The 24,208-nt window shown below is 44.3% G+C and carries 26 protein-coding genes; 17 read left to right on the top strand and 9 right to left on the bottom strand.

Features of this window, described 5'->3' with window-relative positions; translation table 11 throughout:
* Positions 1-229, top strand: a 229-nt coding sequence (locus tag QSJ81_RS18850) for a hypothetical protein (protein WP_285718888.1), incomplete at its 5' end; no start/stop codon positions are given.
* 202 nt (positions 230-431) lie between these two features.
* On the opposite strand, the gene QSJ81_RS25755 is transcribed toward QSJ81_RS18850, so the two are convergent.
* Entirely contained in the window at positions 432-509 is a 78-nt protein-coding gene (locus QSJ81_RS25755) for a universal stress protein (RefSeq protein ID WP_352230919.1), read from the bottom strand.
* 124 nt (positions 510-633) lie between these two features.
* Between QSJ81_RS25755 and QSJ81_RS18855 the strand changes: the two genes are divergently transcribed.
* The 6 genes from QSJ81_RS18855 (at position 634) to QSJ81_RS18880 (ending at position 6,379) form a co-directional block, all read left to right on the top strand.
* A complete protein-coding gene (locus tag QSJ81_RS18855) occupies positions 634-1,071 on the top strand; it encodes a JAB domain-containing protein (RefSeq protein ID WP_285718889.1) in 438 nt (145 codons plus the stop codon).
* Between the two features lie 510 nt (positions 1,072-1,581).
* Complete coding sequence (gene arsD, locus QSJ81_RS18860; protein WP_285718890.1) at positions 1,582-1,956, top strand: arsenite efflux transporter metallochaperone ArsD; 375 nt, start codon at positions 1,582-1,584, stop codon at positions 1,954-1,956.
* A 21-nt stretch (positions 1,957-1,977) separates the two neighbouring features.
* A complete protein-coding gene (gene arsA / locus QSJ81_RS18865; protein ID WP_285718891.1) occupies positions 1,978-3,729 on the top strand; it encodes an arsenical pump-driving ATPase in 1,752 nt (583 codons plus the stop codon).
* Positions 3,730-4,085: 356 nt separating this feature from the next.
* A complete protein-coding gene (locus tag QSJ81_RS18870) occupies positions 4,086-4,448 on the top strand; it encodes an ArsR/SmtB family transcription factor (RefSeq protein ID WP_285718892.1) in 363 nt (120 codons plus the stop codon).
* A gap of 141 nt (positions 4,449-4,589) precedes the next feature.
* A complete protein-coding gene (gene arsB, locus QSJ81_RS18875; protein WP_285718893.1) occupies positions 4,590-5,657 on the top strand; it encodes an ACR3 family arsenite efflux transporter in 1,068 nt (355 codons plus the stop codon).
* A gap of 485 nt (positions 5,658-6,142) precedes the next feature.
* On the top strand, positions 6,143-6,379 hold the full coding sequence (locus tag QSJ81_RS18880; RefSeq protein WP_285718894.1) for a 4Fe-4S binding protein: 237 nt from the start codon (positions 6,143-6,145) through the stop codon (positions 6,377-6,379).
* Between the two features lie 83 nt (positions 6,380-6,462).
* On the opposite strand, the gene QSJ81_RS18885 is transcribed toward QSJ81_RS18880, so the two are convergent.
* The 8 genes from QSJ81_RS18885 to lplA form a co-directional block, all read right to left on the bottom strand.
* The gene (locus tag QSJ81_RS18885; RefSeq protein WP_285718895.1) at positions 6,463-9,603 is read right to left on the bottom strand and encodes an efflux RND transporter permease subunit; all 3,141 of its coding nucleotides are present in this window, start codon (positions 9,601-9,603) and stop codon (positions 6,463-6,465) included.
* Positions 9,603-10,694, bottom strand: coding sequence for an efflux RND transporter periplasmic adaptor subunit (locus QSJ81_RS18890; RefSeq protein ID WP_285718896.1), 1,092 nt, complete (start codon positions 10,692-10,694; stop codon positions 9,603-9,605). Before QSJ81_RS18890 ends, QSJ81_RS18885 begins: the two co-directional genes overlap by 1 nt.
* Complete coding sequence (locus QSJ81_RS18895; protein WP_285718897.1) at positions 10,684-12,057, bottom strand: TolC family protein; 1,374 nt, start codon at positions 12,055-12,057, stop codon at positions 10,684-10,686. The genes QSJ81_RS18890 and QSJ81_RS18895 overlap by 11 nt, the downstream gene beginning before the upstream one ends.
* A gap of 236 nt (positions 12,058-12,293) precedes the next feature.
* Complete coding sequence (locus QSJ81_RS18900) at positions 12,294-12,689, bottom strand: DUF2680 domain-containing protein (RefSeq protein ID WP_285718898.1); 396 nt, start codon at positions 12,687-12,689, stop codon at positions 12,294-12,296.
* A gap of 66 nt (positions 12,690-12,755) precedes the next feature.
* Positions 12,756-13,079: a hypothetical protein gene (locus tag QSJ81_RS18905; protein ID WP_285718899.1), complete on the bottom strand. Its 324-nt coding sequence runs from the start codon at positions 13,077-13,079 to the stop codon at positions 12,756-12,758.
* A 487-nt stretch (positions 13,080-13,566) separates the two neighbouring features.
* A complete protein-coding gene (locus tag QSJ81_RS18910) occupies positions 13,567-15,084 on the bottom strand; it encodes an ATP-binding protein (protein ID WP_285718900.1) in 1,518 nt (505 codons plus the stop codon).
* Entirely contained in the window at positions 15,081-15,773 is a 693-nt protein-coding gene (locus tag QSJ81_RS18915) for a response regulator (RefSeq protein ID WP_285718901.1), read from the bottom strand. Before QSJ81_RS18915 ends, QSJ81_RS18910 begins: the two co-directional genes overlap by 4 nt.
* Before the next feature lie 156 nt (positions 15,774-15,929).
* Entirely contained in the window at positions 15,930-16,922 is a 993-nt protein-coding gene (lplA, locus tag QSJ81_RS18920; protein ID WP_285718902.1) for a lipoate--protein ligase, read from the bottom strand.
* 151 nt (positions 16,923-17,073) lie between these two features.
* Here lplA and lpdA point away from each other — a divergent pair, with 151 nt between their 5' ends.
* The 10 genes from lpdA (at position 17,074) to QSJ81_RS18970 (ending at position 24,208) form a co-directional block, all read left to right on the top strand.
* Positions 17,074-18,471, top strand: a complete 1,398-nt coding sequence (lpdA, locus tag QSJ81_RS18925) for a dihydrolipoyl dehydrogenase (RefSeq protein ID WP_285718903.1) — start codon at positions 17,074-17,076, stop codon at positions 18,469-18,471.
* A 33-nt stretch (positions 18,472-18,504) separates the two neighbouring features.
* Positions 18,505-18,876: a hypothetical protein gene (locus tag QSJ81_RS18930; protein ID WP_285718904.1), complete on the top strand. Its 372-nt coding sequence runs from the start codon at positions 18,505-18,507 to the stop codon at positions 18,874-18,876.
* 2 nt (positions 18,877-18,878) lie between these two features.
* Positions 18,879-19,172, top strand: a complete 294-nt coding sequence (locus QSJ81_RS18935; protein WP_285718905.1) for a 4Fe-4S dicluster domain-containing protein — start codon at positions 18,879-18,881, stop codon at positions 19,170-19,172.
* Positions 19,165-20,031, top strand: coding sequence for a putative zinc-binding protein (locus QSJ81_RS18940; protein ID WP_285718906.1), 867 nt, complete (start codon positions 19,165-19,167; stop codon positions 20,029-20,031). The genes QSJ81_RS18935 and QSJ81_RS18940 overlap by 8 nt, the downstream gene beginning before the upstream one ends.
* Positions 20,015-20,431, top strand: coding sequence for a putative zinc-binding protein (locus QSJ81_RS18945; RefSeq protein ID WP_285718907.1), 417 nt, complete (start codon positions 20,015-20,017; stop codon positions 20,429-20,431). Before QSJ81_RS18940 ends, QSJ81_RS18945 begins: the two co-directional genes overlap by 17 nt.
* The gene (locus QSJ81_RS18950; protein WP_285718908.1) at positions 20,428-20,901 is read left to right on the top strand and encodes a putative zinc-binding protein; all 474 of its coding nucleotides are present in this window, start codon (positions 20,428-20,430) and stop codon (positions 20,899-20,901) included. Before QSJ81_RS18945 ends, QSJ81_RS18950 begins: the two co-directional genes overlap by 4 nt.
* On the top strand, positions 20,895-21,794 hold the full coding sequence (locus tag QSJ81_RS18955; RefSeq protein ID WP_285718909.1) for a thioredoxin domain-containing protein: 900 nt from the start codon (positions 20,895-20,897) through the stop codon (positions 21,792-21,794). Before QSJ81_RS18950 ends, QSJ81_RS18955 begins: the two co-directional genes overlap by 7 nt.
* A 9-nt stretch (positions 21,795-21,803) precedes the next feature.
* Positions 21,804-22,493: a cytochrome c biogenesis CcdA family protein gene (locus QSJ81_RS18960; RefSeq protein WP_285719151.1), complete on the top strand. Its 690-nt coding sequence runs from the start codon at positions 21,804-21,806 to the stop codon at positions 22,491-22,493.
* A 265-nt stretch (positions 22,494-22,758) separates the two neighbouring features.
* Positions 22,759-23,700, top strand: a complete 942-nt coding sequence (locus QSJ81_RS18965) for a cation diffusion facilitator family transporter (protein WP_285718910.1) — start codon at positions 22,759-22,761, stop codon at positions 23,698-23,700.
* Between the two features lie 28 nt (positions 23,701-23,728).
* Positions 23,729-24,208: a permease gene (locus QSJ81_RS18970; RefSeq protein WP_285718911.1), complete on the top strand. Its 480-nt coding sequence runs from the start codon at positions 23,729-23,731 to the stop codon at positions 24,206-24,208.

The raw sequence follows: 24,208 nt of genomic DNA on the forward strand, positions 1-24,208 counted from the left end.
ACGTCCAGGAGTAGTTGGCTTTTCATTGGGAAGCGGCCACTTTGCCAATGGCAGTAAAGACGTGACCATTGACGGGGCCACAATCAAGGGAGATTCGCGGCGTAGTAAGGGTATTCATGCAAATGTAACGATGAGAGTAGACCCCATTCTTAAAAATACAGGTCTTCAAGATCTTGTAGGTGGAAGTATCTGTTTTTATGATACCAAGGTAAAATTGATTAGGGCGTAATAGAAAGTATATCACTTTAACTATCCTGTAAGGGTCTATGTGGATTTCCGTAAACTTTTCACAGGATGGCTTCGATAATCATAGCTTTAGGTGGAAGAACGAAATCGTTAGTCGCGATGGCTATAGTCTCTTTCTAAAAAATACAAAAAAAGTATGTCCTTAAGGACATACTTTTTACTTTTTAAGAGAACCAAATTAAAAGTTATTTTACGATTAATACTGGAATGGTTGCGGTGTGGGAGATTTTATTGCTGACACTGCCAAGTAAAAACTCACTCATAAGGAGAGCAAAGGATTTAATAATGGGGCATTGAACTAACTATTGTTTTTGGTAATTACTGAATGCATGCTATAATGATGAATATAACATCTATGTTTATGCTTGTAAGCTTAGGGGGTGTGGTATGTATAGAGTAGTGCGATATAGTCTTAAACTGATAAAAGATGGCTCATTTAAGAGTGAAATCAAAATAATTACTAAAGCCAGAGATGCTTATGAGCTCGTAAGAGCTATGATGGAAAACTTACCTGTTGAATACTTCCAAATCATAATGTTGGATGTTAAATGTCAAGTAATTGGAACAAGTTTGGTAACTATAGGAACGCTCAATGAAACAGCTATTTCTCCAAGGGAAATATTTCAAAGAGCATTATTTACAAATTCTATGTCTATTATATTGGTTCATAACCATCCGTCGGGGGATCCAACGCCAAGTCATGAAGATATAGAGTTTACGAAACTAATAATGGAAGGCGGAAAAATACTACATATAACGGTTCTTGATCATATCATTGTTGGAGATGATAAATACATTAGCCTTAAAGAGGATGGGTATGTATGATTTAGTATAGAATTTTTGCTGCTCATAGCTTTATAATATTAAAATTTGCTTAAGAAGATGGTTTTTAGGATGTTGTTGATGGTGTTCAACGACTATCTATTATATTTCATTTTATTGGTGATTTGAAAGATGAAAATAAACAGCCATTTCCAAAACTTATCCTAGAGGAGACTGAGTTGAGTGAAACGACCTGCTACGTCCATAAAATAAGGTGGGGTGGCAGGTGCTATAATGTAGTCAAAGTTAGCAGGAAGGATAATATTGACAATATAAGAGGAATAGTATATGATTGAAATTGAATGTAGTAATATTATATTTATTAGTAAGCAAAGTAGCAAAATTTCTTAGTGGGTATATTGCGGTATTGACAGAGACAGAATAAGTAAATATTCCTTAACAGTAAGCCGAGTTAGCCAAACTGAAAATGTGTAGCAATTTATACATGTTTGTATTCACATATAGGTATATACATCATAGTATATAATACAATAAATTAAAGGGGAAATGAAAATGAGTAAAATTGAGATTTTTGATCCAGCTATGTGTTGTTCAACAGGGATTTGTGGACCTGGTATTGATCAAGAACTTTTAAGGGTGGCTACCACTATCAATACCCTTACTAAAAAGGGTATTACAGTCTTTCGATATGGTCTGTCTAGTGAGCCTCAAGCTTTCATCGATAATAAAAAGGTAAATGAGTATTTGATGAAAGACGAAGTAGAAGTTTTGCCCATTACAGTAGTCGATGGAGAAGTGGTTAAGACCAAGGAATATCCTACTGACGATGAATTTGCTAAATGGTCAGGCATACCGAGAGAAGAATTCACTACAGTGGCCTCAGATAAAGATAAAGGTTGCTGCTGTGATAGTGGAGGATGTTGTTAAAAGAAAAAGAGGAGGGCGCTCATGTATAAAATATTTAATCCCGACAATATAAATCTGACCAAGTATTTATTTTTCACAGGCAAAGGTGGAGTTGGGAAAACTTCAACGGCTTGTGCTACAGCTATTACCTTGGCTGATCAAGGGAAGAAAGTTTTATTAGTCAGCACAGATCCAGCTTCTAATTTGCAAGATGTATTCGGTATTGATCTCAATAGTAAAGGTACTCCGATTCAAGAGGTGCCTAATCTTGTAGTAGCTAATCTGAATCCGGAAGAGGCGGCCAAGGAATATAAAGAATCTGTTATTGCACCTTATAAAGGTAAACTTCCCGCAAGTGTTATACAAAACATGGAGGAGCAACTTTCAGGTTCCTGTACAGTGGAAATTGCAGCCTTTAATGAGTTTTCTAACTTTATAACCGATGAAAAAACACAACTGGAATATGATCATATTCTATTTGATACAGCGCCAACAGGTCATACCTTGCGCATGTTACAACTACCATCAGCGTGGAGTAATTTTATTAGTGAAAGTACCCATGGAGCCTCTTGCTTAGGTCAATTGTCAGGCCTGGAAAGCAAGAAGGAAGTATATAAAAATGCTGTTAGCACTCTAGCTGATGGTAAATTGACAACACTGGTCTTAATAACCAGGCCTGAATACTCTCCATTGCAGGAAGCAGCGCGAGCCTCTAAAGAACTAAAGGAATTAGGGGTTAATAATCAACTATTAATTGTAAATGGAATACTGGAATTAGATGTTGAAAATGATGAAATAGCAGACAAGCTATATGCCAAACAACAGGGAGCATTACAGAATATACCTGAATCTTTACGTGATACAGAGATTTATAAAATTCCGTTACGCGCCTATAATGTAACAGGAATTAAAAATATAAGAATGTTGTTAAAAGAAAATTATTTAGAAACCCAAGAATACAAGCTCAATAAAACAGAATTGCCAACAGTGAAAGCATTAATTGAAGATCTTTACGCGTCCAAGAAAAGAGTAATCTTTACTATGGGAAAAGGTGGAGTCGGAAAAACTACCTTAGCAGCAGCGATTGCCATCGGTCTTGCCGCTAGAGGTGTAAAAGTGCATTTGACAACTACTGATCCTGCAGACCACCTGAAATTTGTCGTGGAAGAGGGTCATGGAATTAGGGTAAGTAAAATCGATGAGAAGGAAGAACTTCGTAAATACACAGAAGAAGTATTAGCAAAGGCAAGGGAAACCATGAAAGAAGAAGATATTGCCTATGTAGAAGAAGATCTTCGTTCTCCCTGCACTCAGGAAATAGCTGTATTCCGGGCTTTTGCTGAGATTGTAGACCAAGCTGATGATGAGATTGTGGTGATCGATACCGCACCTACAGGTCATACTTTACTGTTATTAGATGCTACACAGAGTTATCACAAAGAAATACAAAAATCCCAAGGCGATATACCAGAATCAGTAAAGAATTTATTGCCAAGATTACGAGATGAGAAAGAAACAGAAGTTGTCATTGTTACACTTCCAGAAGCCACTCCTGTATATGAAGCCATGAGACTACAAGACGATTTAAAAAGGGCAGGTATCAATAATAAGTGGTGGGTTATTAATTCCAGTCTTTTAATGACTAATACCCAAAGTCCCTTGTTAAAAGCAAAATCCGTAAGCGAAATTCCATGGATCAATAAAGTGGATGAAATTTCTCAAGGTAATTTTGCCATAATTGCATGGAAAGGCGAAGAAATAAAAGGCGAACAATTAGTAGAATTAATTAGGTAAATTTTGTATAGATTTTTAGTTGTACTGTATACTAAGCAGCTAGTAACAGCTGAAGTGTGAATTAAACACAGAGAGGACCTTTTTCCGATAATGAGATTTAAATGGCTGCTGAATTCTCATTACTAAGTATGAACGTAATTGCATATTATTATATATAAGAGAAGGTTTATCCGATGACTAAGCCAATCCCCAACCCCCATCTTTTATAAGGGGAGTTAAGAGCGGCTAAGTCCCTGGATAAGTAAGACTAAGATTCAGGTGGGGTTAAAACCCCATCTGAATCAAGTCTTCTTTATCTTTGCTCAAGGAAGTTGCGCTAAGCGGACAGAAAGATTTCGAAGTAAGAGGTGGGACTCATGGATATTGTAGAAGTGCTTAAAGCCTTGGCGGATGAAACGAGAATTCGGATTTTGAACATATTATACAAAGAAACTTTATGTGTGTGTGATTTGGAAGAGATATTACAAATTAGCCAGTCTAACGCTTCAAGGCATCTAACAAAATTGAAAAACGCCAGGTTGATTATCGGCGAAAAGCAAGCCCAGTGGGTATACTATCAGGTCGATGAAAAAATACTCGAAAAGTATTCTTTTTTAAAAGAGCTGTTGGCAAAGGAACTGGATAAAAGTCCACAATGCCAAAAAGACTTGGCGCGACTGAAAAAGTATAGAGAGTGTGGTGGCAGTTGTGAAAGGACCGTCAAGATTGGTGGTGATTAAAAATAAACAGTACATGCATTAATTAAATTATGATAATATAATAAAGTAAGAATGAAGAGATATGGTTATAGCGTACAGCAGAGAGTAGTTTCCTCTGCTAGATTATAAAGGAATTTTAAAAATAAGAGGAGGTTTATTTCAATGTCTATAGAAAAACGGTTGGACTTTTTTGAAAGGTATTTAAGTTTATGGGTGGCATTATGTATTGTGATTGGTATTGGTTTTGGCAAGTTGTTTCCTGGGGTGGTTGATTCATTGAGTAAAATGGAAATCAGTCACGTGAATTTACCGATTGCTGTTTTAATCTGGCTGATGATATATCCCATGATGTTGAAAATTGATTTTTCGGCTATTCTTAAAGTAGGTAATAGGCCGAAAGGATTATTCATCACCTTGTTTGTCAATTGGCTAGTAAAACCATTCAGCATGGCACTACTCGGCTGGTTCTTTTTTAAATATGTTTTTATTGGTTTGATCGGTGAGCAAATGGCCAATGAATATTTAGCAGGCACCATTATCTTAGCGGCGGCACCTTGCACCGCCATGGTATTTGTATGGAGTTATCTGACAGATGGTGATCCCGCTTACACATTAGTGCAGGTGGCCGTCAATGACCTCTTAATGCTGGTGTTATTTGCACCAATTGTTATGTTCTTATTAGGGGTTTCCGACATTGTTGTACCTAAGGATGTATTGTTTATGTCGGTGCTATTGTATATTGTTATTCCGTTAGTGGCGGGTTATATTACCAGACGTATCTTGATTCCATCCCGTGGCGAGGAATGGTTTAATGAAAAAATATTGACCCCATTAAAACCAGTGACCATTATAGCCTTGCTAGTAACGCTAGTTATTATCTTCGCTTTCCAAGGGGAAGTCATTACAAATAATTGGTTTAGTATTATTCTGATTGCAATCCCGATTATTATTCAGGTTTACTTTAATTCCTCCTTAGCCTATGGTTTAGCCAAGTATTTTAAAGTGCCACATAATATCGCTTCGCCTGCGGCACTCATTGGGGCTAGCAATTTTTTTGAATTGGCGGTTGCGGTTACTATTTCCTTATTCGGTTTGACGTCGGGTGCAACACTGGCCACTGTTGTTGGTGTATTGGTGGAAGTGCCAGTCATGTTGTCGGTATGTAGCTTCTGCAACCGAACCCAGCACTGGTTTGATTTTGGGTCTCAGTTGACCAAAGAAAAAGGCTAGATTGGAAAAAGGATTTGGTGGTTCTACACCCGCACTGATGAGACATAGAGTCGAGAGGGGAAAACGAGATGTTTGATTTAGGTCAACAATTGGGGGCCTTTTTCCTATACTGGGCATTTTGGTTTATTATCTTATATTTATCTGCTTATTTTTTTTCCGGGAAAGTAGGGAAAACGCTGGGTACACGGAAAAGAATATTTTTAATAGGCAAAGTTTCATTGTTATGCACTGCCGCCAACGTCGTTGTCAACGTCGTGTCGAGTCTGTACCGCACGATATAAGAATAGGTGTTATCAAGCTAGCGTTGGAGGTAATATTATTATCTTGGAAGGCTGGAGAAGGCTTATGTTGGCAATACATGAAAAACCTGCGTGAAAATGGAAGCGACGATTTTAAATATAGGGGTGCTTCTAACGCAATTTATTTCGCAACAAGAAAGACAGAAAAAACGGCAGTGCTAAGGATGAATGGGGGAGGAGTAAACTATGTCCGAAACGTGGTATCCAATCGTTGATTGGGAAAAATGTACTGGGTGTCAGATCTGTGTTAATTTTTGCCGAAATGGAGTCTATGCAAAGCAAGAAGGTAAGCCCCTTGTCATCAAACCGGTCGGATGTGTGCACGGTTGCCGAGGTTGTCAGAATAAATGTCCGGCAGGTGCCATTGAATATGCTGGTAGCGGAGAAGATAGTTGCGATGGGTCAGATTGTAACTGTTGCTGACACATCATGTCTTGTTAATTGCATAGTATATAATAAAGAAAGCACGCTGTCGGCGTGCTTTCTTTTATGGTTCGTAAAAATGATTAGTTTTTGATATTGAGAATTTTCTGAGGGAGACGTTTAAGCCACGTCGTTTTTGTTTCCCAGGCATCTACATAGGTATAAGCCACTGGTACGACAACCAAAGTGAGTATGGTAGAGGTCATGAGACCGCCAATCACTGCAATTGCCATGGGTGCATTGGCTTCTGAGCTGGTTCCAATTCCAAGGGCAATAGGTATCATGCCGAGTACAGTGGCAATGGTTGTCATAAGGATAGGGCGTAGCCGCACTGGACCTGCGGTCATCAATGCTTCTTTTCTGTCAAGACCAGAGCTACGCAACGTATTGGTATAGTCCACCAAAAGAATCGCGTTTTTAACGACAATGCCGACCAGCATAATGAGTCCGATAAATGCTGTCAAGCCAAAGGCTTTGCCGGTTATGAGGAGGGCCAAAACCACGCCCACAACGGAGAGTGGTAATGATAACATAATAGCTAGTGGATGAGTCAGAGACTCAAACTGGGATGCCAGTACCATGTAAACTAACAGAATGGCCAGGCCGAGGGATAAAGCAAGACTGGAAAATGAAGACTGCATTTCTTCCTGGTCGCCACCGACTCGGATGCTATATCCAGGTGGCAGAGGTATTTCGGCCATTCGGGTTTGCAAATCCTTGGCAATAGATCCTTTATCACGGTCAAAGGCATTGGCACTTAAGAGAATCATTCGGCTACGGTTTTCTCGGGTCAGGACATTCGGGCCAGTTTGTTTCTCGACTAGTGCAATGTCTTTTAATAATACGGTTTGACCATTCGGCAATGAAATATTGGTATTATAGATATCAGCAGGTGTTTTTCGTTGCTGCTCTAATAGCTGGACGATGATATCAATTTCATTTTTCGCTGTGGCTAAGTTGTAGCGAGTGGCTGTAGTGCCACCGATGGCGGTGCGGATCTGACCGGCAATGCTGGCTGTACTTAAGCCATACTGAGAGGATTTTGTACGGTCAATGGTGATTTGCAGTTCGGGTGAAGCATCGTCTACTTCGATATTGACATCTCGGATGCCACTCACTTGTTTCATAAGTTTCTCCGTTTGTTCAGTCAATAGTGACAGTTGTTTGATATCTGGACCGAAGATTTTGATTTCAATAGGCGATTTGTTGGCTGTAAGGAGCTGGGTAATCAGGTCGGTTACGGCAAAGCGAATGCTAACCCCAGGGATGTTGTTTAATTTACTACGCAGTTCTTTGATTACATCCTGGGTGTTTTTTGTGCGGGTATTTTTGTCGGTTAAGGTTACGGAAATATAACCCACATTAGGAGCTGGACGGCTACCAAATTTTAAAATTTTCCCTACGACAGCATATTCTGTGGCAATTTCTGGAGTTTGCTGTAAAACTTGTTCAACCTGGGCAAAGCTTTGGTTGGTTTTATCAAAAGCCGTACCAATGGGAGTCTTGACGTAAATCGTAAAGTTACCGCTATCGGTGACTGGCATGAGCTCAGTGCCAACAAGAGGCAATAGTGCTAGACTGATGGCTAGGGTGCTTACGGCCATTAGAATGACTTTACGGGGGTGATTGAGAGCAATAGTTAATATAGTACGGTACTTGGCTTCAAGGTAGTTGAAAAGTTGATCCCACAACCCGAGGGCTTTATCTAACATGATGGTTATGGTTCCAGGTGAGGTGGTCGGTGCATTTGTAGCTGCTGGTTCTAATAGTTGTGTAGCCAGGCAGGGTACGACGGTCAATGCCATGACCAGAGAGACACCAATGGAAAAAACAACGGCTAAGGCAAATTCTGCGAAGAGCATTCCGGACATTCCTTCGGCAAAAGAAATGGGCAGGAAGACCACCATGACCGTGATAGTGGTGGAAATAACCGCGCCACCAATTTCTGCAGTGGCATCATCCACCGCCTGCCAAATGAATTTCTGCTGCTGTAAATGACGGTAAATATTCTCGATGACGACAATGGCATCGTCAACAATCATGCCTACGCCCAGAGCCAGCCCGCCGAGGGACATTAAGTTGATGGTCAGGCCCTTAAACTGGAACATCATAAAGGTGGCGATCAGCGATATGGGAATGGATAGGGCAACAATAAAGGTACTACGGGCACTGCGCAAAAATAGGTAAATTACGAGAATGGCTAAAATACCGCCAATAATGGCGTTCTCTTGGACGTTCATGACGGAATTTTTGATATAGTTGCCTTGATCATAGGTAATGGTAACAGTAACATCAGGATACTCCTGCTGTATTTTTTGCAAGGCTTTTTTTGAGTCGTTAATGACATCTAAGGTATTAGCATCAGGCTGTTTGCGCACATTGAGACCGACAGCAACTTGTTTGTCAAGGGACGCTAGGATACGGGCCTCCTTGTGGGAATCCTCAACGGTAGCAATATCTTTCATGCGCACAGGCACACCGTTAGCGGCAATTAGGATGGCATCTTGAATGTCAGTAAGGGAGGCAAACCTTGCCAGGGTGCGCACTAGATATTCAGCCTTGCCTTCGGTGGCAAAACCACCGGAAGAATCCACATTTTCTTGGGCTAGACGGTCGCTGACTTGTTTCAAAGACAGGCCGTAGGCTTGTAGGCGGCCTTGGTCAACTTTGACTGAAATTTCTCGCTGAAAACCACCGTCTAGGTCTACAGAACCGACGCCAGGCACTTGTTCTAAACGATCTTGGACGACTTCTTCGGCGATGCGGCGCAGTTCGCGGAGGTCTTTATTGCCAGTCAAAGCTAAAATAATGATTGGTTTGTTAGACGTATCGATTTTCCAGACAACGGGTGTTTTGGCTTCCGTTGGCAGAGTGTCACGAATACGGTCGATACGAGCCCGTGCATCATTGGCGGCCACATCAATGTTGGTTCTCCAGTTGAATTCAATATCCACCATGGAGATGCTCTGCATGGAGGAAGAGGATATTTTGCTAACATTATTAACGCGGGCGACTGCTTCTTCAATGGGACGGGAAATCAGATTTTCCATTTCTTCGGGGCCCGTGTTTTCCATGGTGGTCTGCACCACAATATGGGGAGCAACGATATTGGGCATTAAGTCAACTTTCAGTTTGGTGTATGACAGTAACCCGAGAATAACGACTGCCAGTACGACCATAGCGACGGTAACCGGATTGCGGGTGGAGAACTTTGCCATCTTCATTATTTATCGCCACCTCGTTTGCCAACCGCGACTTTATCATTGTCATTGATGGTTTCGTGTCCCAAGATGCTAACGATTGTTTCTGGTAGTAATCCTGAGGTAATTTCAATTTCTGTGTCGCTTTCGAGACCAGTAACAATGGGAGTCAGTTTGGCGGTGCCGTCCTCAATGATAAAGACATAGGCTTTTTGGTCACGGATGACCAGGGCGTCCTTCGGGACTTTAACTGCCTGGTCAATTTGTTTATATGGTAAATTGATCCGGGCAAACATTCCAGAACGAAGTTTTTGATCAGGATTATCGCAGAGTATCCAGGCCTTAAAGGTACGGTTTTTAAGGTCGGCTGCAGGACTAATTTCACTGACAGTGCCAGTAAATGTTTGATCAGGGTAGGCGTCTACTTTAAAATTGGCAGTTTGCCCAACGGCTAATTTGGCAATATCGTTTTCACCCACATTGATTTCTACTTTTACTTTGGAAGTATCCACAAGGGTCATAAGAGGCAGATTGGCGGATGCCATGTCACCCAGGACAGCACGCTTATTAAAAATAGTGCCGCTAAAAGGGGCGGTTAAGACGGTGTTGGCTAATTGGGCCTGAACCAAGTTGATGCTAGCAGATGCCTGAGCTACTTGAGCATCATAGACATAGTATTGGGCGTTGGCATTGTCAAGCTGTTGTTTGGCTACCACATCTTCCGTGAACAGGTTATGAAGTCGATCGACATTTAGCTGGGCGTTATCCCGGTTGGCTAGTGCTTGGTCCATTTGGGCGCGAATTTCTGCGGCATCAAGCTCAACCAGGGTTTGACCTGCCGCAACAAAAGTACCATCACTGACTCCGAGGTATTGAATACGACCAGAGGTTTTTGCTGCAATGGTGGCTTCTTGAATGCCTTGAATGGTGCCTGTCGTATTAATGCTGGCTGCAATAGGACCTATAACGGCTTTTTTTACTTCTACGGTGGTAATCGCTTTGCCTGGTTTGACGGTACTGGCGTTCGCTTTGGCATAGCTGCCGTAAATGCGCCAGCCGATAAGGGTAAATAGGAGTACGACAAGCAAGGTCCACAGATATTTTTTATTGTTCATTTCCCTTCATCCTTTCACTGCTATCAAGAGTTCCCGTCGCTTTTAATAATTTGGCATAATTAGTATGATAATCAAATTCTGTCTGAATGAGACTGTTTTTGGCGTTTAGAAAAGCCACATGAGAGTCTAGTATTTCTACGCTAGGGCTAATGCCGGCAGTGTAGCGCCGCTGAGCAATGCGATAATCTTCATCGGCTTTGACAGCTGCTTTTTGTGCGGTCAACAACCGTTTGCTGGCATCCTCGACATTGAAGTATGCTTGGGTGACTTCTAGGACAATATTGTCCATGAGTTGTTGTTGCTGTGATTGGCTAATGGCAAGGTTCTTTTGGGCTTGGTTTATTCGGCTAGTGGTTATCCCGCCATCAAAAACATTCCAACTGGCATTTAGCATGATGGACCAAGAGGCGTCATTAGCTGGGAAAGAATTGCCTTTCAATTCGTAAACGCCGTTTAGGTTAAGGGTGGGCAACTGTCCACTTTGAGCGGCCGTGATTGCCGATTTTCCAACCCTCATTTGGGCGCTCATGGCCTTTAGATCAGGACGTTCTTGTCGAGCCATGCCGAGATAACTGTCTAAATCTTGCACTGGATAGGTAGCAGGCAGGATATCGCTGACGCTAAAATTTGTATGTAAATCAACACCCATCATATTACAGAGGGTGGTTTTGGCTAATTGAACATTGTTTTCGGCTTTGAATTGATTTTGTTCGGCAGCCGCCAATTCCACTTCGGCTCGTAGCACATCGGATTTGGCGACAATACCATTGTTGTAATTGAGGGCTGCATTTTTCAGATGGGTTTGCATTTGCTCATAGGACTGACGGGATAAATCAAGAGTATTATAACTTTGCAGCAGGGCAAAGTAGGCGGTTGTAGTATCTAACACCAAGTTTTGACGAGCTTTAAGCGCGTTGGCTTTGCTTTGCTCAATGGTTTGGGCAGCTTGTTCTCTGTTGGCTTCTAGGCGGTGCCCAGTATACAGTGGCAGTTGTAAGGACAGTTTGGTGTCATAGCTGTTTTGGAGCATCTCGTTGGTATCGACTTTTTTCCACTTATTGGGCGTAAAATCATAGGCTTTTGTCTGATAACTATCGGCTTGCTGGCGACCGGCTGTTTCAGATAGTGTCAAGAGGGGGTTAAATGCACTTTGGGTTTCCTGGTAGCGGGCTGAGGCTAAATCAACTCCCAGATTGGCCTGAATGATGGTTTGGTTATTAGCCACTGCGGTATTGATTACTTCTGTTAATGTCAATATATTAGTTCCTGACGGTGTATCCATCGGTGCGGCTTCTGCGCCAAATGGAATGAAAACGATGAATAGTAGTAGCTCAATGAGTAACTGTATACGCTTGTTTCCCATAGGATCGACCTCCATTTTGCATTAGTTACTAACAAACCCTCGCTGTTTGTGCGAGGGTTTGTTAGCGGAATCAGAAAGTATAACACTTTCCATTCCAAGTAAGGGCAACTAAGGCTTGGCGCAAGCCAAGTTTTTTTTACGGAATCAGAAAGTATAACACTTTCTTGATTCCAAGTAAGAACGACTAAGGCTCTGCCTGCGTCCGAGGACTTGGCACAAGCCAAGTCTTTTCTTATCTACTGATTTACTGGTGGTTGTTGCTGTCCTCTAGGACCGTAGCCAGGACCTCTGCCATGTCCAGAACCCATCATGCCAGGCCCGTGTCCCATACCAGGACCACCAACAATACCATTTTGCATCCGATCATTCATACGCTCTTGCATCCAGGCAGCGCGTTGGTCGGCATCAGCCTGGGTCATGGTACCATCAGCTACGAATTTCTGCAGGATTTGTTTTTTGAGCTCCATCATCTGATTAAAGAGTGGAGTCAATTCTTGTTTTTGCTGGTCAGTTAGAGTGACTTGCTGCCCATAGGGTTGTGGCGCTTGGGGCGGTGTTGCGGCGCTGACCAATGATGCTACAAAGGCTAGAGTCAGTAGACCGACGATTGTGAGAAAAACGATTTTTTTCATGATATCTACCTCCTGAATTTTACGTATTTATTTAAAGTTGGAGTAATTCCAACGACTTCAACCGGATTAATTGTTGCTGTCATTGTACACTGGATCTGTATAATTACATTTAGTATTACTTTCTTTAATTACTGTACCAGTGACCAAGTCGATTAGTTGAGTGTGGGCAATCGTTTCGCTTCCGGTGCCGGTGATCCAGGAATGGGATCTAAATCCCCATTGCGGATATTCTTTGTCAAGAACGACTGGCTTGGCCATTTCGGCGATCATGTCTTGCTCTTCAGCATAGGATTGTGGTCCATCGTTATTTTCGCTAGCGAAGCAAATACCGGAACTTATACTTACCACCATTGCCATAATGAGAAACGCAAATAAAGATTTTTTCATCATACTCAAACTCCTTCAAGTTGTTTTCGTTTTGTTATTTTCATTATTTGGAATAGTCCCTTGCTTTCTTTTATACTGGGGGTAGTCGGACATGACTAAGAGCAAGAAAGAAATTGTTCCATTTTTTTGTCGCCGGGAAACATTGCAGTTTTATTTCTGATAGTCTGGCATTAGATTGGCTGGCTAGGTGGCAATTTTGCGAAAGATCTAGACTTTGTGACACGGATAACACCTCCTTATCAATTTTTAGTATAAATGGCAAATGCGCTAAAAGTGTGGCTGATTTGTAACAAAATTGTAAATTTGTAAGGACTCGTAACTTGATCTCGATTATTCCCCTGCAGAGTTGTCAGCGGATACGCGGTCCCAGTTAGCGTTAATGACGTCCGCCATCCGCCGTTTTGCAAACTATATACACAGAAACAATTCATAGATAAAAAAGAAAAAGAGGACCTGCGCCCTCTTGCATCATAGAAGCTGTTATGCTGTCTTATAAATTTTCTTGTAATGGGAAGCGAATGGTAAATGTGGTACCCTGGCCAATCTGGCTGGATATCTCTGCTTTGGCTTGGTGTCGTTCGATAATTTGTTTGGCGATAGCTAGCCCCAAGCCAGCGCCACTTTCTGACCGGCTATGGGATTTGTCCACTTTATAGAAACGGTCCCAGATATAGGGTAAGTCTTCCAGTGAGATGCCAGTTCCCGAATCGGCTACCGCTAGTATCACACTGTCTTGTTCTTGGGTGATCGATAGGGTGATGTGACCGTTGTTCGGAGTATATTTGAGCGCATTATCCAAGAGGATTAAGAGGAGTTGTGTCAGCCGGTCGCCGTTCCCCAGAATGTTGGATATGATGTCTTCGACTGCTAGGTGCAGGGTAATGTTTTTTTGCGCGGCAGATTGTTGTAATATATGGACAACACTGCCGGCAATGGCCGGCAAAGGGATGGATTCCACATGCCAAGCTACTGTTTCGCTTTGCAGGCGGCTTAGGTCCAAGAGGTCTTTCACCAGCCTTTCCAGTCGGATTGTTTCTTCCCGCATGATACTTAGATATTTTGTTGTTTGCGTTGAGTCGCTGGCTGTGCCGTCCAGCAATGCCTCGGTGTAACCTTGTATAACGGTTAGCGGCGTTCTGAGTTCGTGGGAAACGTTGGCGACAAAATCGCGACGTAGTTTTTCCGCTTTTTCCACCTCCGTCATATAATTGGCCAAATCTTGTGCCAGGGCATTGAGAGCATGACCGAGCCGACCGACTTCATCACTGCTAGTGACAGTCACGCGTGTGGTGTAGTCTCCTTTTGCCAAGGATTCGGCAGTTTTTTCCATGGATTTCAGTGGGCGCACGATAGCACGAGTAAGGCGGTTGGCTACCAGTAAAGCTAGCAGAAGGGCAACGATGCCGCCAACACCGACATAATAATACACGCGCTGCATGAATTCATTAATGCCTGTCACTGGCGCATTAAGTAAAACTGCGCCGATGACGCTGCCATCAGCTTGGTTCTTAATAGGAACAGCCACCACCACCATTTTTTCGCCGTAGTACGGCTGCTCCATCGTTTTTGTCACAACTTGACCAGAATATACCGGGTCCAGTTCGTTAATCAGCGCACGCATACCTCCCATTGGCTGCAGCCCCATGCCTCCCCCCATAGGTCCATGGTTTCCCGGTCCAAAGCCGGATTCGTGTGGTCGGTTTCCGGGCATGTGCCGTCCTGACATGGCGACGATTTGGTGAGATTTGTCGAGTACCCATATTCGGGCATCTAGATATTGGTCGGCATTGGTGAGAAAATCACCAAGCTGTTCAAGACTTCCTGATTCATCCTGAAAATTTTGTACCACATGGGCCAGTTCAGTTCCCTTTCGTAGCAAATCTTGCTGTTTACCTGCTAGTATTTGGTCTTTGATAAACATTGAGATACCACCTAGCACAATCCCCAACGTTGCCGTAATGACTAGCATAAAGCCGGCCAGCAGTTTTAATTGCAGGGAACTGTTCATGATTTGACCTCAAAGCGGTACCCAACGCCCCAGACTGTTTTAATATCCCAAGGCGTGGTGTCGCTGGCTTCCATTTTTTGCCTTAGGCGGCGAATATGGTTATCTATGGTACGGGTTTCACCACAATACGTATAGCCCCAAATTTTTTCCAGCAAGATTTCGCGGGAAAAAGTCTGTCTCGGACGGGATGCTAGGCACCATAAGAGTTCCATTTCTTTGGCCGTCAGCGGAACGGATCGGCCAAAGGCGGTAATGGTGTAATCAGCGATATTGATGTCAAGGTTGGGAAAATGCAGCCGATCGGCGGAGGTAAACTCGGTATCAGGCACCCGCCTCAGTACGGCGTTGACCCGGGCGACCACTTCACGGGGATTGAAGGGCTTAGTGATGTAGTCATCGGCCCCCAGTTCAAGTCCCATAATTCGGTCTTCATCTTCTGCCCGGGCCGATAACATAATGATGGGCACCTGTGAGAATTTGCGTACTTGGCGGCAAACTTCGATGCCGTCGAGTACTGGCATCATGATGTCTAAGAGGATTAAGTTCGGTTTGACTTGTTCTATTTTCCGGATGGCCTCAACGCCATCTGCAGCTTCTTCAACCTGAAAGCCTTCTTTGATAAAATACAGGCCTATGATTTCTCGAATTTTATTGTCGTCATCCACAACGAGTACGGTTGGGTTGCTCATAGAATATCCTCCTTGTCTTGATTGCTTACGGTTCAGTATAGAATAAAAAGGTGCATGTTTTTGTGTCATAATTGTAAAAAATGTGTAACATATATCGTTTATTAGCAGTACATCTTGTTAATTGTTACGGGTAAAGGCGTTTTTTTACGTAATAGATTATGGGTTAGGAAAAAAGCACGATAGGAGGTCTTGAGGCGATATATTATGAATGGGATGTTCGGCTAGCCAAGGTATAATAATCTTGCTGACCCAATCGGGGTTCCAAGTTGTGCCGCAGAGTGCAGTCTCCAGGTCATTCATGTCGCCGGTGGCGAAAAAATCCCCACAGAATTTGCAATGGGCAATGGTTTCGTTTTGTATGTTGAGCAACACCTGTATGGTGCCGCCGGAAAAAGTTTGCTTTGTGGAGTGGTTATAGGGCGGCAGTGTGCCATAGGTCCAGGCTGGGTCACGATAGCGGCAGGCGAGAGTTTCAATGGATTGACGGTCGGTAGCCGAAAGGTTGTACTGTTGGTAGGAGGCTCTAGCATGGTGAAAGATGGATCTAATTAGGACGGATTCAAATTCGGTGAGTGTTACGGTAGTCGGCAGATGCCGGCGGATGGTCGTCACTTTGCTGCGCATCGAAGGGACGGCGCGGGTACTATATTTTGCTTCGGAGCCGGATAAAGCTTGTGCCAAAATCGTCAGGTCGGTATCAAATAATAATGTACCATGATGCAGCAAGCGGTCACGATGGATATACTGGGCGTTACCGGAAAATTTTTGCCCGGCAATGGTCAGGTCATTACGGCCGGTAAATTCGGCTTGCACGCCAAACACTGCCAGCGCGTCAATGACAGGCAGGGTCAAACGGGAAAATTCGTTGTGACCGATGGCCGAAGCGGCGGTAATCAAGGTAAAGTTCAGATTTCCTAAATCATGATATACCGCACCGCCGCCGGAGAGCCGGCGGGCAACCTGTATATGTTTTTCAGTAATAAAGGGGTGATTGATTTCGACAGTCAGGTTCTGGTTTCTGCCAATGACGACGGTTGGGGCGTTGCGCCAGAGAATGACCATATCATCGGCAACTGCCTGTTTAAGAAAATATTCTTCCAAGGCCAGATTAAGGCTGGGGTCGATACAGGAATTGATGATATGCAGCATAGATAGCCTCCTTCCATAATGAAACGTATAAATAAAAATTTTAAAAGGTAATTGACATCCAACAAATTCCATTTTATTATAATATTAAATATATTATAATATTATAAAATGTTTATATAATATTCAAGTAATATTTTTGGGGTGAGAGAATATGAAGCCTATTTATGATGAAGAGCTTGCCATTCTGGGTGGCGGCCCGGCTGGGTATTTGGCAGCTGTGCGGGCTGCGCAACTTGGGTTTCGTGTGGTCATTGTCGAAAAGGATGAGTTTGGCGGCGTCTGCTTGAATCGGGGTTGTATTCCCACCAAGGCGCTGCTAAGGACGGCAGAACTGGCGGTGCTTGGCCGCAAGGGGCAGGAATTTGGTGTAATGGGGCAACTGCAGACAGTGTCATGGTCAGCGGCACACAGCCGCAAAGCCCGGGTGGTAAAAAACCTGAGGCTGGGTGTGGAACATTTGCTGAACAATGATACGATTCGCATTGTCAGAGGGACAGGGAGGATCGTCAACCCGCAGCAAATTACAGTGAAAACAGCGGATGGTCCAATGACCATACACTGTAAAAAAATACTTATCGCTACCGGGTCAACACCGATGCGCCCACCTATTCCCGGCATGGAGTTATCGATGATATTGACCAGTGATGACCTGCTGACGCTGGAAGAGGTACCACAGCGCTTGGCTATCATTGGTGGCGGGGTGATTGGTCTGGAGTTTGCTCAAATGTTTAACGGGTTGGGAACCAAGGTAACCATCATCGAAATGGCTGACCAGCTGTTGCCGCAGGAAGATAGTGAGCTGGCCGGTGAAGTGTTGAAGCTGTTGAAACGGCAGGGCATACAGGTGCATATGTCGGCGGTTGTTACGGAAATTGCGCCCGCATCGGCTGGCGCAGTTGTGAAGTTTCAAGTCAAAGGCAAAGAAGGTTTGGTGGAGGCCGACTTTGTGTTATTGGCAGCCGGCCGCAGACCGGCCGTGCCAATGGAACTGGTCGCACTTGGGGCATCAATCGACGCACAAGGGGCGCTGATTGTGAATGAGCGGCTGGAGACGACCATCCCGGGTATTTATGCGGCAGGCGATGTGACTGGCGGTAAACTGCTGGCGCACAAAGCTTATGCCGAAGGAAGGGTAGCCGTAGAAAATGCCTTGGGTTTTTCCCGGTCACTCAATCAGCAAGCCGTTCCCTCTTGTGTCTATATTCAGCCGGAGCTGGCAAGCGTCGGGCTGAATGAAACCGAAGCCATGGCGCAAGGACGTGAGGTGAAGACCGGACGGTTCTATTTCCGCAACAACGGGCGGGCACTCGCCTTAGGTGAGCGGGAAGGTCTGGTAAAAGTAGTGACTGACAGTCGGACTCAGGTTATTTTGGGAGCACAGATCCTTGGACAGCAAGCAACCGAATTAATATCGGAACTAACCTTGGCGGTGTCGCTTGGTCTTAGTGCCGATGTGTTGGCTGATTTGGTGCACCCGCACCCTACCTTAAGTGAGGCTGTGATGGAGGCTTGTGCCGATGCAATCGGCCGAGCCATCCATAAAGCATAAAAGATTACTAAATTTTTTGAGGAGGGCAACAGCATGGGAGAAGAAGAGAAAAAATTACCAGGTTTTATTATGTGTGTTTGTACTGGCAAGTGTCCCGGTTTTAGCCAAATGGATATCTGGGATTTTATCAACCAGGTACGGGTGGAACTGCCGGTGGAATACGGTTTCATTCACCCGCAGCTCTGTGAGGAAGACGGAGACCGCTTTTTAGCTGACTTGCTAGGTCAGAGACCTATGGTTATCGGAGCCTGCGCTAAAAACATGCAAATCAAGATGTTCCGGGATGCCTTCAAGGCGGCCGGCCTGGATGTCAATAAAGACTTGTTGGCACTTGATATTAGGGATATGAGTACCGAGCAGGCAGTAGAAAAAGTGACCAAAGCACTTGAAGAAATGGAGGGATAACTATGAGTGAAGAGACTTTTATGGGTGTGCCCCGTGATAAAATCGATTGGAAACCGACGATTGACTACGACAAGTGCAACTACTGTATGGAATGTTTCGATTTTTGCCCTCATAATGTCTATGAGAAAAGAGAAGATGAAGAGATCAAACTCGTTATCAAGAATCCTAACAACTGTGTGGTATTTTGCCGCGCCTGCGGCAAAACGTGTGGACCCGACGCGTTGTCTTTTCCCAATAAAGCAGAAGTGACAAAAAAAATTAAAGAGATACGGAGCGGGGGCACTGGTCATGAGTAAAAAATATGCGGTTCTGCCCTGCAATGGACTAGATAAATGCGCAGGACAAATGGCTAAAGAAATTGCCTTGCTTGCCTGTGAGAAAACAGGTAGTGAACTGATTTGCCCAGTGTTCTACCGGGTGGCAGATGCCAGATATGATAAAATCGCTAAAGAAAACCCGCTGCTCGTAGTGGATGGCTGCCAAACCCGCTGTGCCAGCAAGTTGGCCGCTGAAAAGGGGTTGAAAATCTACCGGAAAATGACAGTGACGGAGCAGGCGCAGAAGCATGGCCTGCAGCTTGCCGTCGAGCCATTACGGCTGTGGAAAGAGGAACTGGCTTTATGCGCGGAGTTGGCTGACAAACTGGTAAAAGAAGAGGAGACTCCCCAAGATTCGGCAACAGCAGTTGAATATCCGATGCCGCACGATTACATCATTCATACTAAAGATAAGTTTAGCTTCCGTATTCCGCCCGAAGGTTTTTATTTTACGGAAAACGACTGTTGGGTGCAGTCGTTGGGCAACCGGGCACGCATCGGAGTGACTGACTATGTGCAGCAAAGTCTGTCAGATATCATGTTTTTCACGCCGCCGGTGGTGGGCACTGAAATAGAGCAATTTGGCGAGGCCGGAACCATTGAATCCGGTAAGGCGGTATTTGAACTGGTCTGCCCAGTCAGTGGCAAGGTTACGGCGGTAAATACGGAACTATTGACTGCACCGGAAAGAATTAATGAGAACCCGTATGAAAGAGGCTGGATTGCCGAACTGGAATTGACTCAGTTTGACGAAGAACAGGATTTTTTACTTAATGTGGAGGAATATCTAAACATACTAAAGAAAAAGGTGGCGGAGTTCCATGTCAACAAACGCTAAGGTTAAAGTGGTGCCCTGCAGCGGGGTGGGTAAAGTTTTTGGGCTGATGTCCCGGGAGGCGGTACTTCATACAGTAAAGCATCTTTGCCCGGAACAGGCCGATACCATATGCCTGGCATATATTGTTACCGGCGACGATGAAGTTGAAACCAGTATTGAAAATCAACCTTGTATCACCATAGACGGCTGTCCAAAAATGTGTTCGGCTAAAAGTGTGGCGATGATGGGCGGCGATGTTCGGGGAGAATTTAAGGTTTTGGATATCATGAAAGAACACAAGGGAGCACAGCCAGGTACGGCCACGCTGCTGACAGATCAAGGGTGGTCCATTGTCGAGGAGATTGCCGGCAAATTAAACAGCCGGGTTCAAGAGATTAGCGGTGGGGGGAGAAAAGAATGATGGAGGAAGAAAAATTAAAGATTGGTGTGGTATCCTGCAGCGGCGAGGACTGTGCCGGTGGTACCATTTCGCGTTTGGCTACCCGTAAAATGATGGATGAACTGCGTCCTGACAATACGGTGACCATTTGTCTACCCCTATTTTTGGCCGGTGGCCAAGAAGAAAGAATGTTTGCGAAAGAGTGTCCTACTATTGCTGTAGATGGCTGTGACAAGGCTTGTGCCAAAAGAGCTACGGAAAAATACAGCGGCAAGGTAAGCAGCGGTATTTTGGTATCTGATTTGATTGGTTCTGCTGCCGCCGAGAAGCCTGCGCTGTCTACGCGTGATATAACGACCGAACATCAAGTCATGGTGGATCAAGTGGCGGCAGAAATCACTAGGCAGTTTGACGAGATCATGGCGAAGAATTGTCAAGAGCAAAGTAAATCGTCTTCGACTTGCAGCTGCAGGGGTAACTGCGATTGTTAACGGATAGCATCATAAAAAAATCTAGGACATGGAAGCTGGCTGCTGCAGCTGTCGTCATTTGTTTGGTAATAGGACTCGCATTTTGGGCTTTTGGCAATATAAAAAATTCCCAGGGATTGGAGCGGAACACGCTGGCAGTTGTAAATAATACTAAAATTACCAAACAGGACTTTGATGAGCGGTGGAAGCAAATGCCAGAGGAGATGAAAAGTGCTTTTAAAGAAGACCGGGAAGGTTTTTTAGAAAATCTAATTCTTATCGAGATGCTATATCAAGAGGCAAAGCAGCAAGGTATTGCCGTAGCAGAAAATGGTGGGAAAGAGGCCAAGGAGCAAGCGGTACAGGAGTTAGCTTACAAAGTGGCTTCTACGGCGGCGGTGACTGATACTGAAATCCGCAGCTTCTATGATAAGAACGCAGACAAGGTAAATGGGGTAAAGTTTGAAGATATTCGCGCCGAGATTAAGGAGTATCTGTTGACTCAAAAACAGGATGCGGCAGTCGAAGCATTTATTGCGGAAATTAAGGCTAAGACTACTATTATCAAGAACGAAGACTGGCTAAAAGAGCAGCGGCGAAAAAGTGCCGACAATCCATTTACCAAGGCGGTGAATAATGGTCGGCCAACAGTGCTTGATTTGGGGTCTAATAGTTGTGTTCCTTGTAAGATGATGAAACCTATTCTCGATGAACTAGATCAGGAATATAGAAACAAAGCCAATGTGCTAGTGTTGGAAATCGGCGATTATCGCGATTTGGCTCGTCAATATAAGGTAAGGGTTATGCCTACTCAAATCTTTTTTGATAAAAGCGGGAACGAGTATTGGCGGCACGAAGGATTTTTGGCCAAAGAAGAAATACAGGCAAAGCTTAAGGAATTGGGGGTTGAGTAAATGGAAGTGATGCTGGCGTCTTTATCCAATGCGCTGTATTCGGCATCAGTTGGTGCGATAGCGGCGGCCTTTGTCTGGGGAGTACTAAGCATGGTGTTAAGTCCCTGTCACTTGGCCAGCATTCCCCTGGTTGTCGGTTTTATCAGTAAACAGGGTAATGATTCGCCACGAAAAGCCTTTGGAATAGCACTCCTGTTTGCTGTCGGTATTCTAATCACTATTGCCATAATTGGTGTGATAACTGCAGCCATGGGAAGATTGATAGGTGATATTGGCAATTGGAGTAACTATATAGTGGCAGCGGTTTTCTTCTTTGTTGGTCTGTATTTACTGGGCTTGATTGAATGGCCTTGGACAGGCAGAAACTTGGAAGTAGTAACTGGTCCAGGATATGTAGCTGCACTGGTTATGGGATTGCTCTTCGGTATGAGTTTGGGTCCCTGTACGTTTGCCTATATGGCTCCCATACTGGGCGTTGTTTTTGGTTTGTCAGCGGCGCACCCGCTGTTTACCGTCGGCTTGTTTGCTGCCTTTGCGCTGGGCCATTGTTCAATCATTCTTTTGGCGGGCATGCTAACCCAACGAGTTCAATGGTACCTCAATTGGTCAGAACAAACCAAAGCGGCTGTAGCAATACGAAAATTTTCAGGAGCGCTGGTAATTTTGGGCGGTGTTTACCTTGTGTATCTCGCTTGGTAGATGTTACGGTGATGTTGTCGGTATGTAATTTTTTCAACTACACGCGGCACTAGTTTTCGATGAATGGTAAAGAAATGCGGCAAAAGATTGAGGAATAGGTTAGTGAGGTGTCGTCTTAGGCAGGGGGGCGTTTAAGCAACTCTGTCTTTTAAATTTGCCTGTTAATAAAAGTTTTTTCGTGTACGAAAAAATCACCTTGTATTTTTTAATATAGTATATTTTTTTATGATAAAAAATCTAATATATTATTGAGGAGGAAAAATATATGCACAATCACGATCATGGTCACAGTCATGGCATGCGGCGAGAAGGCAATAAAAAAAGTCTGGCAATTGCACTGGTCATTACCTTTGGCATTATGATTGCCGAGGCGGTAGGTGGGTGGCTGACAAACAGTTTAGCACTTCTCTCTGACTCAGGACATATGCTTAGTGATGTAGGGTCATTGGCATTAAGTCTCATGGCGGTCTGGTTTGCCGCTAAGCCAGCATCGTCTAGTAAAAGCTATGGCTACCATAGGTTTGAAATCTTGACAGCATTGCTGAATGGTCTGGCTCTTTTTGCCATCGCTGGGGTCATTATTTGGGAGGCTTATAGCCGGTTTACCGAGCCACCGGCGGTAGATAGTGGACCAATGATGGCGGTTGCTTTTGTCGGCTTGGTGGCCAATCTTGTCAGTGCTTGGGTACTCCTCCGCCAAGGGGATGTAAAAGGAAATATTAACCTGCGTAGTGCTTATCTCCATATGATTAGCGATGCGCTTGGTGCAGTCGGGGCAATTCTAGCTGGTTTTTTCATGTACCAATTTGGCTGGTATATCGCTGACCCCATTATCAGTGTGGTGATGTCACTGGTGATTTTAAAAGGAGCTTGGTCGGTCGTCCGCCAGTCCGTCCACATTTTGATGGAAGGCACACCAGGCAAGACCGAGGTTGCTGTGCTTACCGCTGCGCTTACTGCGATTGACGGGGTGGTCAATGTCCACGATGTCCATGTATGGACAGTAACTTCTGGTTATGAAGTGTTCAGTTGTCACATGTTGGTGCGTCAAGGGATTCGTTCGTCCCAGGTACTTTCTCAGGCCATGCCACTCTTAGAACAGGAATTTGGTATCCGGCACACGACGATACAAGTGGTGGAAGAAGACACCAATATGAGCTGCTGGGGTTGTCGGGGCGGAAGGTGTACTTTTTCAGCAGCGCAGTAATTCAGTATAGGAATTGAAGGTGTAAACATTGGATATTTTGTTCTTTTATGGGCTGGCTATAACCGGAATACTGTGGTCTTTTCAGAAAGACCGTCAGAAAACCAAGCAGTCGCTAAAAAAAGCGTGGAAGGCTTTTGATAATATATTGCCGGCGTTTGCGCTGATTCTCTTGCTTATTGGCGCTACCATGGCAGTCATATCACCGGCCATGGTCAATGAATTACTAGGAGCGAATTCTGGTGCGACCGGCATGGTTGTCGCGGCCGCCATCGGCTCAATTACGCTCATTCCTGGATTTATTGCCTTTCCCCTCGCCAAAGCTGTCTTGGATATGGGGGCAGGCATTATGCAGGTGGCTGTGTTCATTTCCACGCTGATGATGGTCGGAGTCGTCACGGCTCCCATGGAAACCCAGTTTTTCAGCCGGAAGACGATGCTGCTGCGCAATGGAATGAGTGTATTATTTTCTTTTATTGTGGCCTTTATATTAGGAAAGGTGGTGGGTTAG

Origin of the sequence: Pelosinus sp. IPA-1 (assembly GCF_030269905.1) — a bacterium.
Lineage (GTDB): Bacteria > Bacillota > Negativicutes > DSM-13327 > DSM-13327 > Pelosinus.

Bases quoted from the DNA above. Each gene is read 5' to 3' on its own strand.
- QSJ81_RS25755 (WP_352230919.1), bottom strand. From the start codon at position 509: ATGAGTGAGTTTTTACTTGGCAGTGTCAGCAATAAAATCTCCCACACC.
- QSJ81_RS18855 (WP_285718889.1), top strand. From the start codon at position 634: ATGTATAGAGTAGTGCGATATAGTCTTAAACTGATAAAAGATGGCTCA.
- arsD (WP_285718890.1), top strand. From the start codon at position 1,582: ATGAGTAAAATTGAGATTTTTGATCCAGCTATGTGTTGTTCAACAGGG.
- arsA (WP_285718891.1), top strand. From the start codon at position 1,978: ATGTATAAAATATTTAATCCCGACAATATAAATCTGACCAAGTATTTA.
- QSJ81_RS18870 (WP_285718892.1), top strand. From the start codon at position 4,086: ATGGATATTGTAGAAGTGCTTAAAGCCTTGGCGGATGAAACGAGAATT.
- arsB (WP_285718893.1), top strand. From the start codon at position 4,590: ATGTCTATAGAAAAACGGTTGGACTTTTTTGAAAGGTATTTAAGTTTA.
- QSJ81_RS18880 (WP_285718894.1), top strand. From the start codon at position 6,143: ATGTCCGAAACGTGGTATCCAATCGTTGATTGGGAAAAATGTACTGGG.
- QSJ81_RS18885 (WP_285718895.1), bottom strand. From the start codon at position 9,603: ATGAAGATGGCAAAGTTCTCCACCCGCAATCCGGTTACCGTCGCTATG.
- QSJ81_RS18890 (WP_285718896.1), bottom strand. From the start codon at position 10,694: ATGAACAATAAAAAATATCTGTGGACCTTGCTTGTCGTACTCCTATTT.
- QSJ81_RS18895 (WP_285718897.1), bottom strand. From the start codon at position 12,057: ATGGGAAACAAGCGTATACAGTTACTCATTGAGCTACTACTATTCATC.
- QSJ81_RS18900 (WP_285718898.1), bottom strand. From the start codon at position 12,689: ATGAAAAAAATCGTTTTTCTCACAATCGTCGGTCTACTGACTCTAGCC.
- QSJ81_RS18905 (WP_285718899.1), bottom strand. From the start codon at position 13,079: ATGATGAAAAAATCTTTATTTGCGTTTCTCATTATGGCAATGGTGGTA.
- QSJ81_RS18910 (WP_285718900.1), bottom strand. From the start codon at position 15,084: ATGAACAGTTCCCTGCAATTAAAACTGCTGGCCGGCTTTATGCTAGTC.
- QSJ81_RS18915 (WP_285718901.1), bottom strand. From the start codon at position 15,773: ATGAGCAACCCAACCGTACTCGTTGTGGATGACGACAATAAAATTCGA.
- lplA (WP_285718902.1), bottom strand. From the start codon at position 16,922: ATGCTGCATATCATCAATTCCTGTATCGACCCCAGCCTTAATCTGGCC.
- lpdA (WP_285718903.1), top strand. From the start codon at position 17,074: ATGAAGCCTATTTATGATGAAGAGCTTGCCATTCTGGGTGGCGGCCCG.
- QSJ81_RS18930 (WP_285718904.1), top strand. From the start codon at position 18,505: ATGGGAGAAGAAGAGAAAAAATTACCAGGTTTTATTATGTGTGTTTGT.
- QSJ81_RS18935 (WP_285718905.1), top strand. From the start codon at position 18,879: ATGAGTGAAGAGACTTTTATGGGTGTGCCCCGTGATAAAATCGATTGG.
- QSJ81_RS18940 (WP_285718906.1), top strand. From the start codon at position 19,165: ATGAGTAAAAAATATGCGGTTCTGCCCTGCAATGGACTAGATAAATGC.
- QSJ81_RS18945 (WP_285718907.1), top strand. From the start codon at position 20,015: ATGTCAACAAACGCTAAGGTTAAAGTGGTGCCCTGCAGCGGGGTGGGT.
- QSJ81_RS18950 (WP_285718908.1), top strand. From the start codon at position 20,428: ATGATGGAGGAAGAAAAATTAAAGATTGGTGTGGTATCCTGCAGCGGC.
- QSJ81_RS18960 (WP_285719151.1), top strand. From the start codon at position 21,804: ATGCTGGCGTCTTTATCCAATGCGCTGTATTCGGCATCAGTTGGTGCG.
- QSJ81_RS18965 (WP_285718910.1), top strand. From the start codon at position 22,759: ATGCACAATCACGATCATGGTCACAGTCATGGCATGCGGCGAGAAGGC.